At 72.8% G+C, this 19,686-nt stretch carries 21 protein-coding genes; 10 read left to right on the top strand and 11 right to left on the bottom strand.

Features of this window, described 5'->3' with window-relative positions; translation table 11 throughout:
• The first annotated feature begins 4 nt into the window (after nucleotides 1-4).
• The 3 genes from RV986_RS10645 (at nucleotide 5) to RV986_RS10635 (ending at nucleotide 4,003) form a co-directional block, all read left to right on the top strand.
• Nucleotides 5-1,552, top strand: coding sequence for a sugar ABC transporter ATP-binding protein (locus RV986_RS10645; RefSeq protein ID WP_475917149.1), 1,548 nt, complete (start codon nucleotides 5-7; stop codon nucleotides 1,550-1,552).
• On the top strand, nucleotides 1,549-2,760 hold the full coding sequence (locus RV986_RS10640) for an ABC transporter permease (protein ID WP_475917148.1): 1,212 nt from the start codon (nucleotides 1,549-1,551) through the stop codon (nucleotides 2,758-2,760). The genes RV986_RS10645 and RV986_RS10640 overlap by 4 nt, the downstream gene beginning before the upstream one ends.
• A gap of 70 nt (nucleotides 2,761-2,830) precedes the next feature.
• Nucleotides 2,831-4,003, top strand: a complete 1,173-nt coding sequence (locus RV986_RS10635; RefSeq protein WP_475917147.1) for a substrate-binding domain-containing protein — start codon at nucleotides 2,831-2,833, stop codon at nucleotides 4,001-4,003.
• 1 nt (nucleotide 4,004) lies between these two features.
• Here the strand turns inward: RV986_RS10635 and RV986_RS10630 are convergent, their stop codons facing one another.
• From RV986_RS10630 to RV986_RS10610, 5 genes are all read right to left on the bottom strand, one after another.
• Nucleotides 4,005-6,560 carry a SpoIIE family protein phosphatase gene (locus RV986_RS10630; protein ID WP_475917146.1) on the bottom strand — a complete coding sequence of 852 codons (2,556 nt, stop codon included), beginning with the start codon at nucleotides 6,558-6,560 and terminating at the stop codon, nucleotides 4,005-4,007.
• Nucleotides 6,561-6,653: 93 nt separating this feature from the next.
• Entirely contained in the window at nucleotides 6,654-7,184 is a 531-nt protein-coding gene (locus tag RV986_RS10625; RefSeq protein ID WP_475917145.1) for a hypothetical protein, read from the bottom strand.
• Nucleotides 7,185-7,310: 126 nt separating this feature from the next.
• Entirely contained in the window at nucleotides 7,311-7,682 is a 372-nt protein-coding gene (locus tag RV986_RS10620) for a YybH family protein (protein ID WP_475917144.1), read from the bottom strand.
• 38 nt (nucleotides 7,683-7,720) lie between these two features.
• Entirely contained in the window at nucleotides 7,721-8,434 is a 714-nt protein-coding gene (locus RV986_RS10615) for an SDR family NAD(P)-dependent oxidoreductase (RefSeq protein ID WP_475917143.1), read from the bottom strand.
• A 187-nt stretch (nucleotides 8,435-8,621) separates the two neighbouring features.
• Complete coding sequence (locus RV986_RS10610; protein ID WP_475917142.1) at nucleotides 8,622-9,560, bottom strand: LysR family transcriptional regulator; 939 nt, start codon at nucleotides 9,558-9,560, stop codon at nucleotides 8,622-8,624.
• A 281-nt stretch (nucleotides 9,561-9,841) separates the two neighbouring features.
• On the opposite strand from RV986_RS10610, the gene RV986_RS10605 reads away from it, so the two are divergent.
• The 3 genes from RV986_RS10605 to RV986_RS10595 all read left to right on the top strand — a co-directional run bounded on the left by RV986_RS10605 (nucleotide 9,842) and on the right by RV986_RS10595 (nucleotide 12,265).
• Entirely contained in the window at nucleotides 9,842-10,144 is a 303-nt protein-coding gene (locus RV986_RS10605; protein WP_475917141.1) for a muconolactone Delta-isomerase family protein, read from the top strand.
• Nucleotides 10,145-10,342: 198 nt separating this feature from the next.
• The gene (locus tag RV986_RS10600; protein ID WP_475917140.1) at nucleotides 10,343-10,948 is read left to right on the top strand and encodes a GOLPH3/VPS74 family protein; all 606 of its coding nucleotides are present in this window, start codon (nucleotides 10,343-10,345) and stop codon (nucleotides 10,946-10,948) included.
• Nucleotides 10,949-11,152: 204 nt separating this feature from the next.
• Entirely contained in the window at nucleotides 11,153-12,265 is a 1,113-nt protein-coding gene (locus tag RV986_RS10595) for a polyprenyl synthetase family protein (protein ID WP_475917139.1), read from the top strand.
• Between the two features lie 65 nt (nucleotides 12,266-12,330).
• Here RV986_RS10595 and RV986_RS10590 read toward each other — a convergent pair whose 3' ends face one another.
• Together RV986_RS10590 and RV986_RS10585 are read right to left on the bottom strand one after the other, a co-directional pair.
• Nucleotides 12,331-13,227: a M56 family metallopeptidase gene (locus tag RV986_RS10590; RefSeq protein WP_475917138.1), complete on the bottom strand. Its 897-nt coding sequence runs from the start codon at nucleotides 13,225-13,227 to the stop codon at nucleotides 12,331-12,333.
• Nucleotides 13,224-13,607, bottom strand: coding sequence for a BlaI/MecI/CopY family transcriptional regulator (locus RV986_RS10585; RefSeq protein WP_475917137.1), 384 nt, complete (start codon nucleotides 13,605-13,607; stop codon nucleotides 13,224-13,226). Before RV986_RS10585 ends, RV986_RS10590 begins: the two co-directional genes overlap by 4 nt.
• Nucleotides 13,608-13,798: 191 nt before the next feature.
• On the opposite strand from RV986_RS10585, the gene RV986_RS10580 reads away from it, so the two are divergent.
• Entirely contained in the window at nucleotides 13,799-15,304 is a 1,506-nt protein-coding gene (locus tag RV986_RS10580; RefSeq protein WP_475917136.1) for a DUF2142 domain-containing protein, read from the top strand.
• Between the two features lie 38 nt (nucleotides 15,305-15,342).
• On the top strand, nucleotides 15,343-16,245 hold the full coding sequence (locus tag RV986_RS10575) for a lysylphosphatidylglycerol synthase domain-containing protein (RefSeq protein WP_475917135.1): 903 nt from the start codon (nucleotides 15,343-15,345) through the stop codon (nucleotides 16,243-16,245).
• A 242-nt stretch (nucleotides 16,246-16,487) separates the two neighbouring features.
• Here RV986_RS10575 and RV986_RS10570 read toward each other — a convergent pair whose 3' ends face one another.
• Entirely contained in the window at nucleotides 16,488-17,267 is a 780-nt protein-coding gene (locus RV986_RS10570; protein ID WP_475917134.1) for a DedA family protein, read from the bottom strand.
• A gap of 98 nt (nucleotides 17,268-17,365) precedes the next feature.
• Between RV986_RS10570 and RV986_RS10565 the strand changes: the two genes are divergently transcribed.
• Nucleotides 17,366-17,755 carry a BlaI/MecI/CopY family transcriptional regulator gene (locus tag RV986_RS10565; protein WP_475917133.1) on the top strand — a complete coding sequence of 130 codons (390 nt, stop codon included), beginning with the start codon at nucleotides 17,366-17,368 and terminating at the stop codon, nucleotides 17,753-17,755.
• Complete coding sequence (locus RV986_RS10560; protein ID WP_475917132.1) at nucleotides 17,752-18,681, top strand: M56 family metallopeptidase; 930 nt, start codon at nucleotides 17,752-17,754, stop codon at nucleotides 18,679-18,681. Before RV986_RS10565 ends, RV986_RS10560 begins: the two co-directional genes overlap by 4 nt.
• On the opposite strand, the gene RV986_RS10555 is transcribed toward RV986_RS10560, so the two are convergent.
• The 3 genes from RV986_RS10555 to RV986_RS10545 are packed head-to-tail and all read right to left on the bottom strand — an operon-like array spanning nucleotide 18,620 to nucleotide 19,668.
• Entirely contained in the window at nucleotides 18,620-19,000 is a 381-nt protein-coding gene (locus tag RV986_RS10555) for an aldo/keto reductase (RefSeq protein WP_475924245.1), read from the bottom strand. The two genes, RV986_RS10560 and RV986_RS10555, sit on opposite strands and share 62 nt — an antisense overlap.
• An 18-nt stretch (nucleotides 19,001-19,018) precedes the next feature.
• Nucleotides 19,019-19,186: a hypothetical protein gene (locus RV986_RS10550; RefSeq protein WP_475917131.1), complete on the bottom strand. Its 168-nt coding sequence runs from the start codon at nucleotides 19,184-19,186 to the stop codon at nucleotides 19,019-19,021.
• Nucleotides 19,183-19,668: an aldo/keto reductase gene (locus RV986_RS10545; RefSeq protein ID WP_475917130.1), complete on the bottom strand. Its 486-nt coding sequence runs from the start codon at nucleotides 19,666-19,668 to the stop codon at nucleotides 19,183-19,185. The genes RV986_RS10550 and RV986_RS10545 overlap by 4 nt, the downstream gene beginning before the upstream one ends.
• Nucleotides 19,669-19,686: the final 18 nt, after the last annotated feature.

Genomic DNA, 19,686 nt, shown 5'->3' with positions numbered 1-19,686 from the left:
GTCCGTGCACGACGCTCCCGACCCCTCTGAGCAAGCGATCCCGCCCTTCGGAGCGGAGCCGCTGGTCCGTATCCGCGGTCTCGGCAAGCGGTTCGGCGGGACTCTCGCGCTCGCCGGGGTCGACCTCGACATCCATGCCGGCAGCGTCCTCGCCCTCCTCGGCCCCAACGGTGCCGGGAAGTCCACCCTCATCAAGGTGCTCGCCGGCGTCCACCGCGCCGACGCGGGGCGGATCACCGTGGCCGGGCATCCGCTCGGGACGCATGCCGCATCCCGCGGCATGTCCTTCATCCACCAGGACCTGGGCCTCGTCGAATGGATGACGGTCGCCGAGAACATCGCCCTGAGCACCGGGTACGCGCGGCGCGCCGGACTGATCTCCTGGCGGCGGACCCGGGAGCGCTGCACCGACGCCCTGCGGATCGTCGCCGGACATCTCGACCCCGACGCACCCATGGCCCGACTCGCCCCCGCCGAGCGCTCCCTGGTCGCCATCGCCCGGGCCCTGGCGGCACGGGCGAAGCTCATCGTCCTCGACGAGCCGACCGCCCGCCTCCCCGCCACGGACTGCGCCCGGCTCTTTCACGTACTGCACGACCTGCGCGACCGGGGGCACGGCATCCTCTACGTCAGCCATCGCCTGGACGAGGTGTACGAGGTCGCCGACACCTTCGCCGTCCTGCGCGACGGCCACCTCGTCAGCCACGGCCGGCTGGCGGGCCGCAGCCCCGCCCGGCTGGTGCACGACATCGTCGGCGAGGAACCGACCGGCTACCGCCCCGCCAGGGTCCCCGCCGCCGCCCCGCCCGTCCTGACCCTCGACGGTGTACGCACCACCGGCGCGGGACCGGTCGGCCTGGAACTCGGGGCCGGGGAAGTCCTGGGCCTGGTCGGCCTCTCGGGCGCCGGGCCCAGGGAACTGGGCCGAGCCCTCGCCGGCTCCCGGCCCCACCTCGACGGGCGGGCCCTCCTCGGCGGACGGCGGTACCGCCCCCACAAGGTCGCCGACGCCGTCGACCTCGGCGTCGGCTTCGTGGCCGGCGACAGACAGCGGGAGGGCTGCGCCGCCGAGCTGACCGTACGGGAGAACCTCCTGGCCAACCCCCGTGCGGGAGGACTGCCGGCGTTGCGCTGGATCAGCCCCCGACGCGAACGCGCCGAGACGGCCACGCTCATCGAACGGTTCTCGGTGCGTCCCCGCGACGGCGAGGCCCCCATCGCCACCCTGTCCGGCGGAAACCAGCAGAAGGTCATGATCGGCCGGTGGCTGCGGGTGGGCCTGCGCCTGCTGATCCTCGAAGAGCCGACCGCGAGTGTGGACATCGGTGCCAAGGCCACGATCTACCGCCTGCTCGACGAGGCGCTGGCCGACGGCCTCGCGGTACTGCTGATCTCCACCGACTTCGAGGAGGTCGCGGGTGTGTGCCGGCGCGCCCTGGTCTTCGTCCGCGGGGCCGTGACGGCCGAGTTGAGCGGTCCGGCCCTCACGGTCGCCGGGCTCACCCGGGCGGCCTCGGCGCTGCCCCCCGCCCCCACCGCGACGAACCCATGACCGCCTCGCCCTCCCCGTCCTCGCCCGGATCCCGACCACACCGACCGCACCGACCGGATCGACCGGATCGACCGCACCGACCGGGCCTGCTGAACCGATTCGGCCGCCCCAGCCGCCCCAGTCGACCGAGCCGCCCCAGCCGCCCCAGCCGCCCGCGGCGGCTGCGCGGTCCCGGCGGGCATTTCATCGGCAGTTACGGCCTGCTGGTCTTCACCGCCCTGCTCTTCCTGGTCTTCTCCCTCATCCTGCCGCGCACCTTCCCCACCCGGGACACCATCGACTCGATCCTGTCCAACCAGTCGATCCCGGCCGTCCTCGCGCTCGCCGCCATGGTCCCCATCGTGACGGGCGCGTTCGACCTCTCCATCGGCTACGGCCTGGGCCTGGCGCACGTCATGGTGATGCAGCTCGTCGTCAACAACGGGTGGCCCTGGCCGCTCGCCTGTCTCGCGGTGACGGTCGGAGGGGCGGCCGTGGGCGTCCTCAACGGTGTCGTCGTCGAGTACGGCCGGATCGACTCCTTCATCGCCACGCTCGGGACCGGCAGCATGCTGTACGCCGTGACCGGCTGGATCACCGACGGCGGCCGGATCGTCCCCGGCCCGCAAGGCCTCCCGGTCGCCTTCACCGACGTCTACGACTCCACCTTCCTCGGCCTTCCGCTCCCCGCCTTCTACGTACTCGCCCTCGTCGTCGCCCTCTGGCTGGTGCTGGAGCGGCTGCCGCTCGGCCGGTACCTGTACGTCGTCGGCTCCAACCCCCGCGCCGCCGACCTCGTCGGCATCCCGACCCGCAAGTACTCCGTCTACGCCTTCGCCGCGTCGGGGCTGATCGTCGGCTTCGCCGGGGTGCTGCTCGCGGCCCAGCAGCGGATCGGCAATCCGAGCGTCGGCCTCGACTACCTGCTACCCGCCTTCGCGGGTGCCCTCCTCGGCTCCACCGCGATCAAGCCCGGCCGCCCCAACGCCATGGGCACCCTCGTCGCCGTCGTCGTCCTCGCCGTCGGCCTCACCGGCATCGGCGAGCTGGGCGCCGACTTCTGGACGATCCCGCTGTTCTACGGCGGCACCCTGCTCCTCGCCGTCGGGCTGGCCGGCTACTCCGCCCGCCGCCGGCTGCGCATCGGTGCGGGCCCGGCCCGCGACGCGCCCGCCCCGCCGCCCTTCCCCCCGACGCGGGACGGCGGCACAGCGGGCACCGTTCCCTGACCCACGCCACGGGCACCACCTCCGTGACCCCGGCGGCATCCTCCCGCTCATCCCTCCGCGAGGAGCTTCCGTGCACCGCGACCGCAAGGCCACCCCCCGCGCCTTCAGAGCTCGGTTCGCCTGCACCGCCCTGCTGGCGGCGGCAACCGTCCTCGCAGGGTGCGAACGCGGTACGCCGAGCGGCCCGGGAGACTCCACCACGGGCCCCAGCGGCTGCCCCGCGGTCCAGGCCAGGGCCCGGGCAGCCGTCGGAGAGGCGGAGAAGACCGGCATCTCCTGGAACGGACCGACCACCGGCCCTACGGCGGTGTCCGGCAAGACCATCGTCTACGTCGCCCAGACCATGACCAATCCCGGAGTCGCGGGCGCCGCGAGCGCGGTGAGAGAGGCCGCGCGGGTCATCGGCTGGAACGTCCGGGTGATCGACGGCGGGGGCACCCCCACCGGCATCCGGGCAGCCATGAGCGGGGCCGTGGCACTCAAGCCCTCGGGCATCGTCATCGGCGGCTTCGACCCCGACTCGACCGCGCAGCTGGTCTCGCGGGCCAACGCGGAGCGCATCCCGCTCGTCGGCTGGCACGCGGTCGCCTCCCCCGGCCCCAGCCGGCGGCCCGAGCTCTTCACCAACGTCACCACCGAGGTCGCGGACGTGGCCCGACTCAGCGCCCAGTGGGTCATCTCGCGCTCCAACGGAAACGCCGGGGTCGTGGTCTTCACCGACGCCTCGATCCCCTTCGCCAAGAACAAGTCCGAGCTGATCCGGAAGGCACTCGCCACCTGCTCGGGCGTGCGGCTGCTGGCATACGAGAACATCCCGATCTCGGACGCGAGCAGCCGTATCCCCCAGGAGATCGCCTCCCTCCTCTCCCGCTTCCGGAGCGAGTGGACCTACTCCGTCGCCATCAACGACCTGTACTTCGCCGACGCCGCCCCCGCCTTCCGCGCGGCCGGCAAGGAGGGCTCCGGCCCGCCCTACAACATCGGCGCGGGCGACGGCGACCCCTCCGCCTTCCAGCGCATCGACAGCGAGCACTACCAGGCCGCCACCGTCCCCGAGCCGCTGTCCCTGCAGGGCTGGCAGATCATCGACGAGTTCAACCGCGCCTTCTCCGGCCGGCCCGCCAGCGGATATGTGGCCCCCGTCCACATCGCCACGGCCGCCAACAGCGCCGGGGCCACCGCCTGGAACCCCTCGGGCTACCAGGAGGCGTACCGGAAGATCTGGGGCAGGCAACAGCGCTGACTCAGCGCGCGGACGGTGACGCCGGAGCCGTCCGCCAAGCCGGGGAAGGGGAGTACTCGGTGAGCAGGAGCGCGATGTCGTCCGCCCTGTCGGCGGACTCGCGGGCCTCCCGCAGCAGCCCGTCGGCCAGGTCCTCCAGCCGGCCCCCGCCCAGATGGGCCAGTGAGGCCCGCAGCCGGTTCATGCAGGAGCCGATGTCCGAGCCGCGCCTCTCGATCAGTCCGTCCGTGTACAGGGCCAGGACCGATCCGGGCACGATGCGCAGCCGCGTCTCCGGATACTCGGCCGTTCTCACCACGCCGAGCAGCGGACCGCCGGGCACATCCAGGATCTCGGCGCTTCCGTCGGGCAGGAGCAGCAGGGGCGGGCAGTGGCCCGCGCGGACGATGCGCAGGATCCCCGAGCGGGGGTGGAAGCAGGCGTAGCAGCAGCTGGCGAGCGGGGTGGGGCCGAGGTCGAGGAGGAGCCGGTTGGTGCTGGCGACGACATCGCAGGGTTGGTGGCCGGCGGTGACGAACGCCCGTACCGCGCTGCGCAGTTGGCCCATGGCGGCCGCGGCGGGGACGTTGTGGCCCTCGACGTCCCCGACGATCAGCGCGACCTCTTCGCCCTCTTCGCCGGTGGGGATGACGTCGTACCAGTCCCCGCCGATGTCCATCCCCCGGGTGCCCGGAAGATAGCGCCCGGTGACGCGCAGGCCCGGCACCGAGGGCAGCCGGTGCGGCAGCAGCGCGTTCTGCAGACCGCGGGCGAGGGCGAACTCGGAGTCGTAGAGCCTGGCACGTTCGAGGGCCTGGGCGACCAGGCCTCCCAGCGCGGTGAGGAGCCCACGCTCCTCGCTGGGGAAATGATGGACGTCGTCGAAGCCGATCATGCAGGCACCGACCGGGTGGTTGGAGGCGATCAACGGCAGGAACGCCCAGGAGTTGCAGTCGCCGGTCGGGATCCCGGGGTAGGTGTCGAGGAGTTCCTGCCGTGACTCGACGAACAGCGGGGCCCCGGAGGTCAGCGCGTCCGTCACGGGCAGCCGGGCATGCAGCGGGGTGCCTTCGAACCGGGCGAGAAAGCGCTCCGAGTAGCCGCGCTGCGAAAGCATGCGCAGGCGCTGCTCCTCCACCACGGAGATGGCCAGCCTGTGGCCGCCGACAGCGGGCAACAGTTGGTCGGCGACGGCATCGCACACCTCGCGCGCGGTGACCGCCTCGGTGAGGGCGCTGCCCAACTGGAGCACACGGTAGAGGGCACCCAGGCGCGGGGCCACGGGCGCGGGCGACAGGGAGATGGGCGGGTCCTCCACCGGGACGGGCGTCCCGGGTCCGGTCCCGGCCAGAACCGGCTGCTTCACGGGTGCCACCCATCCCGTCATGCCCTGCGCGCCCGGGTGCAGGGAGAAGACGAGCCACTCGTCGGGCGGTCGGCGGACCAGGAAGGAGACCGGTTGCTGGGAGACCACGGCGGCCTGGAAACGGTCCTCGTAGACGGGATCGGCCAGCCAGGGCAGTACGTCCCAGGGGCGACGGCCGAGCAGTTCGTCCTGGCGGGCCCAGAGCAGACGCTCCAGGCTGTGGTTGGCATAGGTGAGACGCCCGTCCGGGGAGAGCGCGAAGAAGCCGTCCGCGAGCCGCTCGATCGCCGCCACCGCGGCCATACCGCTCCCGGAGTCGAGCACCGCGCCGACCAGATGGGACGAGGACTGCGAGGCGCCCGGGCCCTCGGGCACCCGGCCCCACAGCTCGACCATGTGGTCACCCGTGTCGCTGTCGCGGATGCGCAGGCAGTGCGCGAGCACTTGGCCCTCCTCGACCGCGGTACGGGCGGCGGACCGGAAGCCGGGCAGATCCGAGGGCTCGATCCTGTCCGCCAGGGTGGCCGCCTGTCCGTCGAACTCGCGGGGCGGGATCCTGAAGATCGCACACAGCTCGTCGTCCGCGGTGAGGGCTCCGGTGTCGAGGTTCCAGTCGAACAGGCCGACCCGTATCACCGGAGCGGACGGCAGGGGAACCACCACCGGATCGATCAGGTCCTCGCAGTCACCGAGCGCTTGGCGGGCGCTCAGCCCGGCAAGCACGGTGCCCAGACGGTCGGCCGCCGAGCGCAGCTGCCGGCGCTGCGCATTCGACAGCCCCGCCCCGTCCGGCCTGGGTGTCCACAGCACGGCCATGGCTCCGAAGGTCTGCTCGCCCGCTCTCACGGGCACCGAGGCGGAGCCGAAGGCGTAGGGGACGGCGACCGCGAGCTGGGGGAAGCGCCGCATGGTCTCCTCCGCGCCGGTCAGGTGGACCATGCGTCCGGTGCGGTACGCCTCCGCCACCGGGACACTGCTGTTGACCGGGATCCGGCGCCACCCGCCGAGCAGGGAGGGCGGCGTTCCGCACGCGCCGGTCAGTACCAGCGAGCGACGGTCGCGGGAGATCAGGAACACACTTCCGGCATGCGCTCCGGTCACTTCCATGGCATTGATCACGGCACGGACCAGGGCGTCGTCACGCTCGGGCGCCGCGCCGGCACTCGCGGCGCCGAGCGGGTTCGGGATCGTTGCCTCACCGTGGGCCAACACGCTACCTCGATCATCCGTGGAGCATTTTGTCTATTTTAAGGCGTCTTGCGACCTCTTATGGGTGGATGTTGGGTTTGATGCCGGATCGGACGTTCATCGGCCGCCGAAGGTTCTGGCGGTGGCGGTGACGGCCGGGCGGTGGTCGTCGCCGGAGTCGTGCAGCTCCACCTGGCCGAGCCCGCTGTGCGGGCGGGCGGTGGCGACGGCCGGTCCCGCGCGCACGGCCTGCAGATAACGCAGCCCGAGCGAGCCAGCGTGTCTCCCGGAGCCAGGGACAGCACCGCCCGTACGTCCGACGGCGGCGACGAACACCGTACGGCCGGTCCTGACCGTCCTGTCGACTCCCCGGACCACCCCGGCGGCGGGTGCCGGACGGTACAGGTGCACGTCGAGTTCCAGGGTGACCGGTGCTCGGGGCGTCATGGTGCCTGCCGTCAGGATGCCCGCGAGGTGATCGGCCCGCGCCGCCAGTACCGACGTCCGCAGCCGCCTCGTACCCGGTACATGCATCTCCGGTGTGATCGAGGCGGTCCCCCGCAGCTCATCGCCGACCCGCCTGATCGTGAACCCGAGTTCGCCGAGGATGTGCCGCCGACGTGCCTGGTCGCCGTTGACGCCCACCATGACGGCTCCTCCGGCTCGGAGAAGACCCCGCCGCCGACCGCGTCACCGGGCCACCCGATCACAACGACGGCGCCGCCACGGTGGTGGGCTTCGTACCGTCCGCGGCGACCGCTCGCCGGCCAGGCCCTAGTCGAGCCGCGACACCTGATAGTGGCTGATGCGCCAGCCCTCCTCCACGCGCCGCACCAGCACGCCGAGGTTGACGCCGAGAGTGGGACGGTCGGTGAACGAGAAGTCGACGCTCAGGTAACCGAGTACGAGGTCCTCGGCGAGGCGCCGGGTCTCAAGAATCCGGTACTCGGCCGCCAGGCCGATCGGCTGGGAGTCGTAGTACGCGGCGATGCCCGGCTTTCCGACGCTGTACGGGTGCAGTCCCTGGAAGATCGCGTCCTCGGTGAACTGGGCGGCGACCTGGTCCGGTTCGTGCCGGTCGACCGCGGCCTTCCACCGGTCGAGGACGCCCCGCAGGACCTCTTCGTTCTCCGTCGAACTGTTCATGGAAGTTCTCTCTCGTCGTGTTCCGTCGTCGTGTTCGGTCAGTGGCCGGCGTTCTGGCCGCCGTCGACGTGGAGGATCTCGCCGGTGACGAACGGAGCGTTCTCCAGGTAGATCACCGCGTCGACGATGTCGCTGAGTTCGCCCATCCGGCCGACCGGGTGCAGTCCGGCGAGCGCCTCGTGGGTCTCCTCGGGGTGCATGGGGGTCTTGATGATGCCCGGGGAGACGGCGTTGGTGCGGATGCCGCGCGTGGCGTACTCGATGGCGAGGGACTTGGTGGCGGACTGCAGGCCGCCCTTGGTCAGCGAGGCGAGTACGGAGGGGACGTTGGAGTTGGCGTGGTCGACCAGGCTGGTGGTGATGTTGACGATGTGTCCGCCGCCCTGGGCGAGCATGTTCTCGATGGCCAGCTGGGTGATGCGGAAGAAGCCGGCCAGGTTCACGCCGGTCGCCGCGGCGTAGTCGTCCTGGGTGTACTCGTGGAAGGGCTTGGCGAGGAAGATGCCCGCGTTGTTGACCAGGGTGTCGACACGACCGAACCGCTCGATGGCGGCGGCGATCACACGCTCGGCGGCAGCGGGGTCGGCGGCGTCGGCCTGAATGGTCAGGACGCCCGCGTCGTTGGAGGGGGCGATCGTGCGCGAGGTGGCGACGACGGCGTAGCCGAGCTTGCGATAGGCGTCGACGAGACCCGCGCCGATACCCTGCGAGGCGCCGGTGATGACCGCGACCTTCTGGTTCTGAGCGTTCATGATGATCTTCTCCTGGTTCGAAGGGACTGCTCGACCGGTTTCCGATGGTCACTGGACTGACTGTCCACTAGCCGACCGGTCGACTATCTGGAAGTTAGGTGAGTCCGTGAGGAGAAGTCAAAGGTCGGCGGGGTCCTGGACAGGACCGGCTTCCTAGCAGGTGAGAGGCGCAGCCTCCCAGCCCATGTCAGCGGGCCGGTGCCTCTTGCCGGTGCGGGTCGCCGTCGGGCAGCCAGGCGTCCGGGGCGTGGATGCCCAGGTCGCTCACGCCGGCGCAGAGGGCGTCGACGACGGCGAGCACCGCCGGGCGGTCCTCGCCCTCGCGCCGGACCAGGGACCAGGTCCAGTGGATCTCCGGCCCGGTGACCGGGCGCTGGACCAGGTCGGGCGGCAGCGGGGTGGTCTGGCCCTTGGGGGAGTTGATGATCGGGCGGTCGCTGTGGCGGACGTGATCGAAGAAGGCGGGCCCGGTGATGCCGCCGTCGGAGACGCGTACCGCTCGGGCCCCGGTGTCCTTGGCCAGCAGTTCGGCGTAGGCGTTCCAGGACGACCAGGACGTGGTGTCGTCGTCGACGAGGACGGCGGTGTCCCGGGCGGGCACCTCGCTCGTGTCCTCGCCGGTGGCCACGGCGTAGAGCCGGTCGGCGCCGATGAGCCGGGCGGACAGGCCGCGTCCCTCCAGGTCCTCGGTCCGCACCCAGCACACCGCGAGGTCCAGGCTGCCGTCGGCGACCCGGGCGGCCTGGGTGTGCGAGGGTGCGACCCACGCGTCGATGTGGAGCCGGGCCACCGCGGCGGTGCGGGCGGTCAGGTCCGGCGGGAGCCAGTTGACATAGCCCAGCCGTACCGATTCCGATCCGGCCAGCCTGCCGGCGCGCAGCTGTAGGTCGTCGGCCCGCTGGAGCAGGGCCCGGGTGTGGGGGAGCAGGGCCGAACCGGCCGCGGTGAGGGACACCGAACGGCGGTCGCGGTCGAACAGCCGTACCCCCAAGTCGCGTTCCAGCGCCTTGATCTGCTGCGACAGCGAAGGGCCCGCGATCAGTAGGCGCTCGGCGGCCCGGCCGAAGTTCAGCTCCTCGGCGACCGTGACGAAGTACCGCAGTTGGCGCAGCTCCACGCCCGTCATGCTACGTCGGTGCGAGGCCACGCCTCCCAGCAGGGAGGCAGCCAGTCGTGGCATTGCCCTCGGGGCGGGCGGAGGATGAGGGCATGGAAGTACGACGGCGGGCCGCCCCCCCTGTCTGAACGCGCCCCTGAAAGCACCTTTGAACGCGGTTGTGGACACATCCCTGAACGCAGTTCTGAACACACCGCTGAACACACCGCTGAACACACCCCTCACACCCGACGACCACCACCCGTGGCGCTCCGGTCCTGGCCGGACGTCCGACCGAGCGGAGCAGGACCATGCGAGAGTTCCTGGTCGAGATCACCACCACTGTTCCCGAAGGCACCAGCCAGGACGAGGTCGACCGGCGGCGCGCCGCCGAGGCCGACCGTGCCCGGGAACTGGCCGGCACCGGAAACCTGGCGCGGCTGTGGCGCCCGGTCGGCGAGATGCGCAGCATCGGCATCTGGCGGGCCGCCGACGAGGAGGAACTCCACGAGAAGGTGCTCGGCACGCTGCCGCTGCGCCCCTGGATGACTCTCACCGTCACCGCCCTGGAGTCCCACCCCAACGACCCGGGCCGGACCGACGCCGCACGGTGACCGCCGTCGTGGTCCTCATGGCGGTCGTGGCGGTCGTGCTGCGCATCCGCTTCCCGCACCACATGGTGGAAGGGCCACAGGCCGCCCGGGTACGCCGGTCTCCCCAGGTACGCCGGTCCTCCCGGGCGCGCCGGTCCGTACCGGCGGAAACCGTTCCGGACCCGGGCGGCCATCGATGCCTCTGACGCGGAGCCCGTCATGACCACACCGCAGGACCTGATGATCACCGCCCTGGACGTTGCGCCCAGCCGCCCTGTCGAGCAGGGCGACCTCTCGCTGGCCCTCGCGGGAGCCGAGCTGGTCGACCTCCTCGAAGCCCAGGCACTCACCCTGGAGGGCGACCGCATCGTGCCCGGCTCGCAGTGGACCCTGGGCGATCGTCTGCTGGACGGGGCGGTGGCGTCGCTCGTCCGGGAGGCGCCGTACGAGTCCGTCGAGGACTGGCTGTGGCGCCGGGGCCGTGGCCTGTCGACGGCCTATCACGCGCAGTTGGAGGCGGAAGGACACCTCACCCGGCCACGGCACCGCTGGGGTCCGCTCCGGACCGGCCGAACGGAGTGGGCGGACTCACCGGCACGTCGCCACGCCGCCGACCGCTGGACGTCGCGCGAGCCCGTCCTCATGGTCCTCGCGGCCGCCGTGGGCATCCACGACGAGCCGACCGAGGAGGTGACGGGCCTCGTCGACGAGGCGGTCGTGACCGTCCTGGCCGCCGTCCATGACGCGGTCACGGAACTGGAAGCCGTACGGCAGCGACGCGGCATCGAACAGGCGGCCTTCGACAACGTCTGGCGAGGCGAGTGACGAAAACGCGCAGTCGCATCGCCGCCGTGGGGAGTCCAGGCGGCGAAACCGTCTGATCGGGTGGTGTGGGAGTGCGGGGGCCGACAACGGCGCGAGGCCGTGCCGCGACGAGGCGTGAGTGAGCCTTTCCGGCGCCGGGGCGGGTCTGCTGGGGTGGGTGTATCGCCACGTTCACGCAAGCGGGTGGGTGACGGGGGAGCCTCCATGACCGAACAGCCCCGAGCGGACCCCTCACCCGTACCGGGCCCCGCTCCCACCCACAAGCCCGGCCGAGCCCCCGGCCCGAGCCCCGAACATGGCCCCGCGGCCGCCCCCGCCTCCATCCCGACCCACCGTTCCCACCCCCACGTCGAGTTCGCCGGTCTGCTGGAAGGGGAGTTCGCGCGGCGGTGGCCGGGGTGGGCTTCGGGGCTGGATGCCGTGCACCGTTACGCGATGATGCCGCCGGGCAAGCTCCTGCGGCCCTCGCTGGTCCTGCACACGGCGCTCACGGTGGGCGGGGAGCTGAGCGCGGTGCTGCCCGCCGCGGTCGGTATCGAGGGCGCGCACGTCGGCAGCCTGCTGCACGACGACATCATCGACCGGGATGCCGAGCGGCGCGGTCGCGCGGCCGTGCACACGGAGTTCGGGCCCGCCCAGGCCGTCGTCGCGGGCAATGCCCTGTTCTTCTCGTGGTTCGCGGCGCTGGCCGAGTGCCGTCGCCAAGGGGTACCCGCCGACCGTGTCGAACGCGCCATGGCCGTACAGGCCGAGGCCGGGGTCGCGATGTGCCGGGGCGCCTTCGACGAACTGGCGATGCGGGGCGACCTGGATCTGGCCGTCGGCGACTACGTGGCGATGGCCCGGGCGAAGACGGCCGTGCTGCTGGAGGCCGCCTGCCGGGTGGGCGCCATTCTCGGCGGCGGCGACACCCCGACGACGGACCTGCTCGGCGGCTTCGGCGACCACCTCGGGGTCTGCTTCCAGATCCGCGACGACGTACTGCCGTACGACCCGGTCACCGCGCGCGCCATGGGCAAGCCCGCCGACAGCGACGTCCGCAACCGCCGCCCCACGCTGCCCGTCCTGATCGCCCACCGGCGCGCGGACCCCGCGAGCCGCGCCGCGCTGCGTCACGCCCTGCTCGACGAGGCCGAACCGCCGGTCGCCCTGCGCCGGATCCGCGCCGTGCTGGAGCGGACCGGCGCGCTGGACGCCGCGCACGCGATGGCCGACGACTACGCCCGCAGGGCCCGCGAGCTCCTGACCCGCCTGCCCGCCACCGTCCAGGCCGCCCACGTCCGCGCCCTGGCATTCCTGACCCGGCCCGCTTCCTGAACGGCGCGCTGCTCGTGGTCCTCGGCGCGCTGATGCGCGTACCCGTGGTGCGGGAGGCCGAGGCACTACCCCGGCAGTGACTCGCCGAGGAGACGGAGCAGATCGCCGGTGGCGTCCAGCGCGCCGAGCGCGGGCAGGGCGCCGAGGACGAGGACGGCCACGCCGATGGGCCACAGGTTCGGCGGCGGGGCCGTCTGCAGGGCGGCGATCCGGCGGGTGACGGCGTGTTCGGAGAAGCTCATGGCGCAGCCCGGCCGTGCGCGCTGGGCGACGAGGGCGGCCCGGGCGAGGGCGCGGGCGGTGGTACGACGGTCCCCGACCGACCGCGCGGCCTCCTCGTCGGCCCAGCGCTCCACGAGGAAGGTGACGGTGGTGCGCACCGGCGCGAGCACCGGGTTGGCCGCGGCGGCCAGGGTCACGGCGGTCGACAGCACCGAGTGGCGGTGGGCGAGATGGGCCCGCTCATGGGCCAGCAGGACGCGGCGCTCCTCGGGTTCCAGCGCGCCCAGCATGGCCGCGGTGACCAGGATCCGGCCCGGTGTGCCGGGGATCGCGAAGGCCCGGGGCGTCGAGGACGCGGCGACGACGAGTTCGCTGTCGGGCGGGTGTCCCTCGCACAGCCGCCGCAGGACACGGCGGGTCGCGTAGTGGGCCCGCAGAGCGCGGACGAGCCGGTGGGCGATCAGCCAGAGCAGTGTGATCGCGGCGACGGCGATCGCCACCGGGACCGGTTCGGGCAGCCGCCGGCCGTCCTCGCCCGCCTCCGTGGCCACCTGCGGCGTCTCGTTGACCAGCGTGGCGGCGAGCAGCAGCAGCGCCCAGGTGGAGGCGACCGCGGTCAGTACGGCGGCGATGGTGAGGACCCGGGCGGCCAGCGCGGGGGAGACCCGGAGGCCCACCTGCGGCGCGACGGCCGTCAGCAGCAGCGGCAGGAAAAGGGGGATGTAGACGTCGATCCTCACATCCCGCTCCCCCTGAGGAGGTCACGCAGGGCCTCTTCCTCCTGGGGGCTCAGCCCGGTGACGAACTGCTGCAGCGCGGCGATCGGGTCCGGGCCGCGGTCCAGCGCCTCGTGCATGGCCTCGGCGGTCAGCTCGGCGGCGTTCTTGGCGGGCCGGTACGCACCGCGCCGCCCGTCGACGTCACGCAGGACCAGACCCTTGTCGTACAGGCGTTTGAGGATGGTGTGGACGGTGTTGTAGGCGAGGTTGCCGCCGATCTCACCCTGGATGTCGGCGGGGGTGAGGGCCTTGTCGGTGGCCCAGAGGGCGGCGAGTACTTCGCTCTCCAACTCACCGGCGCTGCGCCGTTCCGCTCTGCCGCCGGGGCCCGTGCCAGCCATGTTCGTCACCTTACAGCGCGTAGGGGTGAGGGAGGTGGTGAGGGCGTGCGCAGGGCGCCCCCCGACTGCGCCCCTTGGGCGGCACCTTCGTCCCGGTCGCGGTAATTTGACCATGTTTTGCATGACTTCCACCTTCACCCTACGTCTTGTAGGGTGAAGGACCCTACAAACTGTAGGGTGAAGGGTGGGCGATGGCCAAGACCGTGAACTCTCCGCTCGCCGGCGCCGATCGCCACAGCCGGCCCTCGACCGGGCGCGTCTGCCGACACCTGGACGGCCGGCGGTGGCCGGCCCTGGTCGCGGGCGCCTTCACCCTGGCCCAACTCGTCCTCGTACGACCGGGCATGGGACTCGGCTGGGACGAGACCGTCTACGTCAGCCAGATCGGCTCGGGCGCCCCCGCCGCCTTCTTCAGCGCGCCGCGCGCCCGCGGGGTCTCGCTGCTGGTGGCTCCGATCGCGTCCTGGTCGTCGTCCACCGCGCTGCTGCGTGTCTATCTGGCCGTGCTGTCCGGACTCGGCCTGTTCCTGGCACTGCGCGTCTGGCGCGGGCTGCTCCCCGTGCGGGTGCTGGCATCCGCGGGCGCCCTCTTCGCCACGCTCTGGGTGACCCTGTTCTACGGCCCGCAGGCGATGCCCAACTACTGGGTCGCGATCGGCGCGCTGGCCTGCGTCGGCTGCTTCCTGCGCGCCCAGGCGGACCGTTTCGACCGGGCGGCGCTGTGGGGCGTGGGCCTGAGCGCCGCGCTGATGGCGTGGATGCGGCCCACCGACGCGGTCTATGTGACCCTGCCGTTGCTCGTCCTCGTCGTCTGTGTACGCCGCCGGCGGCGCCCGAGGCTGCTGGTCGTGCTCCTCGCGGGGCTGCTGGCCGGCGGCGCAGAGTGGATCGTCGAGGCGTACGTCAGCTACGGCGGCCTCGCCCAGCGGCTCTCCGACGGCTCCAGGATCCAGGGCGGCCTGGGCTGGAACATCGCCATCGGCGACCAGCTGCGCAGCCTGGGCGGGCGTACCCTGTGCCGCCCCTGCACCGGCGCGCTGCCCGCCCCGCCGGTGATGCTGTGGTGGTTCGCGCTGCCCGTGGTGGCCGCCCTCGGCACGGTGATCGCCGTCAAGGCCCGCCGCGGGGCGGCCACCCTGCTGCTCCTGGCCTGCGCCACGACGGCGGGAATCCCGTACCTGTTCATGATCGGATACGCGGCGCCGCGCTTTCTGCTGCCCGTGTACGCCCTGCTGGCCATTCCGGTCGCCGACGCCCTCGTCCACCTGGTGACCGCGTCGAGCCGGGCCTGGCGGCCGCTGGCCGTCACCCTGGTGGCGGTCGGCCTCGTCGGGCATCTCGCGGTCCAGTTCGCGGTGCTGGAGCACACGGTGCACGGCGCCACCGTCTCCCGCCGGGACTGGGCCGAGACCGCGGCGGAGCTGCACCGGCTGGGCGTGCGGCCGCCCTGCATGCTGACCGGCTACGAGGGTGTCCCGGTCGCCTTCTACACCGGCTGCTCCTCCGTCGACACCAGCGGCCACAACGCCAACACCACCACCGGAGCCATCGTGCGGGCCGGGCAGCGGATACCGGTCGGCGTGCTCACCACACAGGGCGGCAGGCCGCCCGCGTACGCCCGTACGTGGGAACCGCACCGCGTCGGCCGGCTGATGGTGTACGTCGCGCCCGCCGTCCGGGGAGGCGCAGCGGCATGACCACCCGTCCGCCCGGCGCCCCCGCGACCGCTGTGAGCATGAGCAGGCGAGTCTCCCTGCACGCCGCGGTGACGCTCGTCGTGGTGGTCTGCGCGGTCTGTCTCGTACAGCGGCACTGGCCGGTGATCGAGACCGGCGCGGACCGGCTGGCCGTCGCCGACCGTGGCTGGCTGCTCGTGGCGGCCCTCGCCACCATGGCGACCTGGGTGTGTTCGGCTCTCGCCCAACAGGGGGCGGTGATCCGGCCGTTGCCCGCCGGGCGGCTGGTCGTGGTGCAGTTCGCGGCCTCCGCCGCCAACCATGTGCTGCCCGCGGGCCTCGGCGCGGGCGCGGTCAACCTGCGCTTCCTGACCCGGTGCGGTCTGCCGGTCGTCCGGTCGGCGACCGCGCTCGGGGTGAAGGCCACCGCGGGGGCCCTCTCGCGCGGCTTCCTGATCGCCGTGCTCGCGCTGACCTGTCCCGGCCTGCTCCGCCTTCCGCACATCTCCGCCACGCCGGTCGCGATCGCGGTCGCCGCCGTGGTCACGGGCGCGGTGCTCCTGCGGGGACCGCTGCGGCGCGTGCTGCGGGCCGTACTCGCGGACGTCCACGCCGTGCACGAAGTACCCGCGCGAGCGGCCGCGTTGTGGGGCGGCTCGCTGGCCTTCGCCGCGCTGCACGCCACCGTGGTCGTCGCGGTCGCCCAGGCCCTCGACCTGCCACTGCCACCGGCCCAGGTGGCACTGGCGTACCTCGCCGCGAGCAGCGCCGCCGTGCTGCTGCCCACCCCCGGCGGAATCGGCTCCCTGGACGCGGCGCTCGCCCTGGCCCTCACCCTGGCCGGAGCACCGGGCAGTGCGGCGGCGTCCGCGGTCCTCGGCTATCGACTGCTGACGGTGTGGCTGCCGTTGGTGCCGGGGCTGGTGGCACTGGGCGTGCTGCTGCGCCGTCGGGTGCTGTGAAGCCGCGGGGAAGCCTCAAGCCTCAAGCCGCGGGGACTTGGGGGATTCGGCATGGCATGGCGAGCAGCTCGAACTCCTCGGGCCGCAGAAACAGTTCACGCTCCTGCGGGCCGCACCGGCGCACGGCGACGCCGATGACGAGATCACCGAGCCGGATCGGCCCCCGCGACGGGACGGCGACGGCCCGTCGCCGCATGGGCCCGGGGCGGAGCCGTCGAGCGGCGATCCGTTGAACGCCGGGATCATCTCTGAGCGCCCTTCTCGGCGGCCGGGGTCGCGGCTGCGGCCGCAGCCCTGCGGGATCGGCGGAGCTCCGCTGCGAGGGGGATCAGCGACACGACGACGATCACGGCGATGATCGGGAGCAGATACCGGTCGACGTTCGGAATCGACGAGCCCAGTGCGTAGCCCGCGAGGGTCAGGCCCAGGCTCCAGACGAGACCGCCGACGACCTGCCACACGGTGAACGTGCGGACCGGGACCCGGAGGGCGCCCGCCATCGGGTTCAGCACCGTGCGCACCACCGGAACGAAGCGGGCCAGCACGATCGCCTTCGCGTGTCCGTACCGCTCCAGCAGCTCCTCGGCGCGCTCGGCGCCCGCGTGCAGCCGGGGCGAGCCGCCGCGGGCGAGCAGCGCGCCGCCCGCCTTGCGACCGATGAGGTAGCCGCACTGGGAACCGGCCAGCGCGCCCACGGCGGCGCAGACCAGGAGCGGCCCCAGGGAGAGCTTCAGGCCGCCGTGGCCCGACCCGGTGCAGAGCAGGCCGGCCGTGAACAGCAGGGAGTCACCGGGCAGGAAGAAGCCGATCAACAGCCCTGTCTCCGCGAACATCACCACACCGACGCCCAGCACACCGAAGGCGGCGAGCAGCGACTGGGCGCTGAGAACATTCACGGCGAGCTCCGACCCGAGATGTGCTCCGAGCGGTGAACCGAGCGGTGAACCGAGCGGTGAACCGAGCGGTGATCCGAGCTGTGATGCTGCGAACAAAGGTGCGGCCATCGTCGGGAGCCCTCTCATACTGGACGCGCGGGCGCAGTCGAGACGGCACCCGAGTGACTACAATCCTGTAGACGGTCTACTGAACTGTAGACGATACCGGGGTGAGGATCGTTCCCATGACCAGCGCGAAGGACGAACGCCGACCGGCGGGTGAGCTGGAGGCCTCCGTCATGGCCGCCCTCTGGGCAGCCGACGCTCCCCTTACTCCCGGCCGGGTGCAGACCGAGCTCGGCTCCGGCCTGGCCCGTACGACGGTGACGACCATCCTGTCCAGACTGCACGAGAAGGGGATGGTCGGCCGGGAGCGACAGGGGCGCGGCTTCGCCTACTTCCCCGTCCAGGACCCGCACGGACTCACCGCCCGGCGGATGCACACCGAGCTCGACCGGGACGAGGACCGCGGGACGGCGCTGGCCCGGTTCGTCGCCCAGCTCAGCCCGGACGACGAGCGTCTTCTGCGCGACCTGCTGGAATCGGGTGATCAACCGGAAACGGGTGAGCAATGACCGCTCTGCTGCTCATCCCGCTGCTGGTGCCCTTCGTGGTGCCGCCGCTCGCCCGGCGCTGTCTCGACCGCCTCGCGCCGGTCACCGCGCTGTGGTCGCTGACCCTCGCGGTCCTCGTGCTGGCCGGCGCCTCGGCCGCCGCGCTCGGCGCGCTGGTCCTCACCGGTCTGTTCAAGCTGCCGCTGCTGGCGGGCCTCGGTGACCTCGTCCATCCCCTGCGCACCCCGTCGGACATGGTCGTCCTGCCCCTGGCGGCGGCCGCCACCGGCCTGCTGACCGTCGGCGCCGCGACCCTCGTACGCTCCGTCCTGCGCCAGCTGCGCGCCTTCCGCACCGCGCGCACCGAGGCCGATCGCCGCCCCGCCGCGGGCGACCTGTGCGTGATCGAATCGCCCCACCCGGACGCGTACGCGCTGCCGGGCCGCCCGCACCGCATCGTCGTCACGACCGCGATGCTCCGCAGCCTTGGCCCCGCCGAGCGCGAGGCGCTGTTCGCCCATGAGCGGGCCCACAACGCGGGTGGCCACCACCGCTTCCTGCTCGCGGCCGAGCTCGCGGCGCACTGTCATCCCGGGCTGCGCCCGGTCCGCGCGGCCGTCGCGCTCGCCGCCGAGCGCGTCGCGGACGAGGCCGCCGCCGACGTGGTCGGGGACCGGCGGCTGACCGCCCGCGCCATCGCCCGTGCCGCCCTCGCCACCACGGCCGCCCGCTCCTCCCGCCCCGACTTCGCCCCCGCGGCGACCACCGGGCCCGTTCCGCAGCGGGTCGCGGCCCTGCTCGCGGTACCCGGGCACCGCCCCCGTACCGCCGTCTGGATCGCTCTCCTCCTCGCCGTCTGCGCGACCGTCTCGGCCGGTGCGGCGGTCACCGGCGTCCTCGACTTCCATCACGAGGTGGAGGTCGCCCAGGGTGAAGAGCCCCGCTGACCGTCACCGATCCGGCGGCGCGAGAGCGGCCCGGCGGTCGTACAGGAAGTCGTACGGGTACGCGCGCCGGACCCGGGTGGGCGGTGTCGAGCCCTTCGAGCTGCTTGCCGTCGAGGCGTACGGCGAGCGCCCCGAGGTTGTCGTGCAGCTGGGCGACGGTGCGGGTGCCGAGCACCGGCAGCAGCCCCTGGTGCAGCACCCGGGCGAGGGCGACCCGCGCGGGCGTCGGACCGGCCTCGGCCGCGCTCTCCGTGACGGTGTCCGGGGCCCGCCGACGGGAGGCGGAGAGCGGGGAAGAGGGGCGCTTGCCGGCCGGCAGACCGCGCGCGAGGGGGTTTCACGCCGTCACGGTGAGCCCGAGCGCCCGCGCCATGGGCAGGAGTTCGCGGTCCGGGGACCGCGCGGCGAGCGAGTACTCGATCCGCAGGCCGCAGTAGGCGCTCCAGCCACGGAGTTCGGCGATGGCCCGGGAGCGGGCGATCACCCAGGCCGGGGTGTTGCTCACCCGACGGCCAGCACCTTCCCGGACCGTACTAGGTCGTCGAGGGCCCGCAGTGTCTCCTCGGCGGCGGTGCACTCGTCCCAGGCGTGCACCCACAGCAGGTCCACGTGGTCGGTGGCCGGCCGGCGCAGTCTCTCCTCGACGCTGCGGCGCAGGTTCTTGCGGTGGCTGCCGCCGGAGTTCGGGTCGTTCCGGTCGGTGGGCAGCGTGAACTTCGTACCGAGGACGACCGTGTCGCGTTCGGCCGCGACCAGACGCCCGACGATCCGTTCGCTCGCGCCGTCGTTGTAGACGTCGGCGGTGCCGAGGAAGGTGCCGCCCGCCTCGCGCAGCCCGTCGACCGCCTCGCGCAGCTCGCCCGGCACCTTCGGCCCGCCCTCGGAGGCGAACTCCCGCCCCATGCCCAGCCGTTCGTACAACAGCGTGCAGAAGCGGCCGACCTGCTCGATCCAGCCGTCGACGTCCTCGACGCCGGACACGTCCACGCCGGTGACCGGGTGCCC

It is taken from the genome of Streptomyces sp. RLA012 (assembly GCF_056270325.1).
The sequence above is the reverse complement of the archived record's forward strand: the minus strand, read 5'-3'. Positions and strand labels throughout refer to the sequence as shown.

Coding starts and splice junctions, on each gene's coding strand:
- RV986_RS10640 (WP_475917148.1), top strand. CDS start 1,549: ATGACCGCCTCGCCCTCCCCGTCCTCGCCCGGATCCCGACCACACCGA.
- RV986_RS10625 (WP_475917145.1), bottom strand. CDS start 7,184: ATGGTGGGCGTCAACGGCGACCAGGCACGTCGGCGGCACATCCTCGGC.
- RV986_RS10620 (WP_475917144.1), bottom strand. CDS start 7,682: ATGAACAGTTCGACGGAGAACGAAGAGGTCCTGCGGGGCGTCCTCGAC.
- RV986_RS10615 (WP_475917143.1), bottom strand. CDS start 8,434: ATGAACGCTCAGAACCAGAAGGTCGCGGTCATCACCGGCGCCTCGCAG.
- RV986_RS10610 (WP_475917142.1), bottom strand. CDS start 9,560: ATGACGGGCGTGGAGCTGCGCCAACTGCGGTACTTCGTCACGGTCGCC.
- RV986_RS10605 (WP_475917141.1), top strand. CDS start 9,842: ATGCGAGAGTTCCTGGTCGAGATCACCACCACTGTTCCCGAAGGCACC.
- RV986_RS10600 (WP_475917140.1), top strand. CDS start 10,343: ATGACCACACCGCAGGACCTGATGATCACCGCCCTGGACGTTGCGCCC.
- RV986_RS10595 (WP_475917139.1), top strand. CDS start 11,153: ATGACCGAACAGCCCCGAGCGGACCCCTCACCCGTACCGGGCCCCGCT.
- RV986_RS10585 (WP_475917137.1), bottom strand. CDS start 13,607: ATGGCTGGCACGGGCCCCGGCGGCAGAGCGGAACGGCGCAGCGCCGGT.
- RV986_RS10580 (WP_475917136.1), top strand. CDS start 13,799: ATGGCCAAGACCGTGAACTCTCCGCTCGCCGGCGCCGATCGCCACAGC.
- RV986_RS10575 (WP_475917135.1), top strand. CDS start 15,343: ATGAGCAGGCGAGTCTCCCTGCACGCCGCGGTGACGCTCGTCGTGGTG.
- RV986_RS10570 (WP_475917134.1), bottom strand. CDS start 17,267: ATGAGAGGGCTCCCGACGATGGCCGCACCTTTGTTCGCAGCATCACAG.
- RV986_RS10565 (WP_475917133.1), top strand. CDS start 17,366: ATGACCAGCGCGAAGGACGAACGCCGACCGGCGGGTGAGCTGGAGGCC.
- RV986_RS10560 (WP_475917132.1), top strand. CDS start 17,752: ATGACCGCTCTGCTGCTCATCCCGCTGCTGGTGCCCTTCGTGGTGCCG.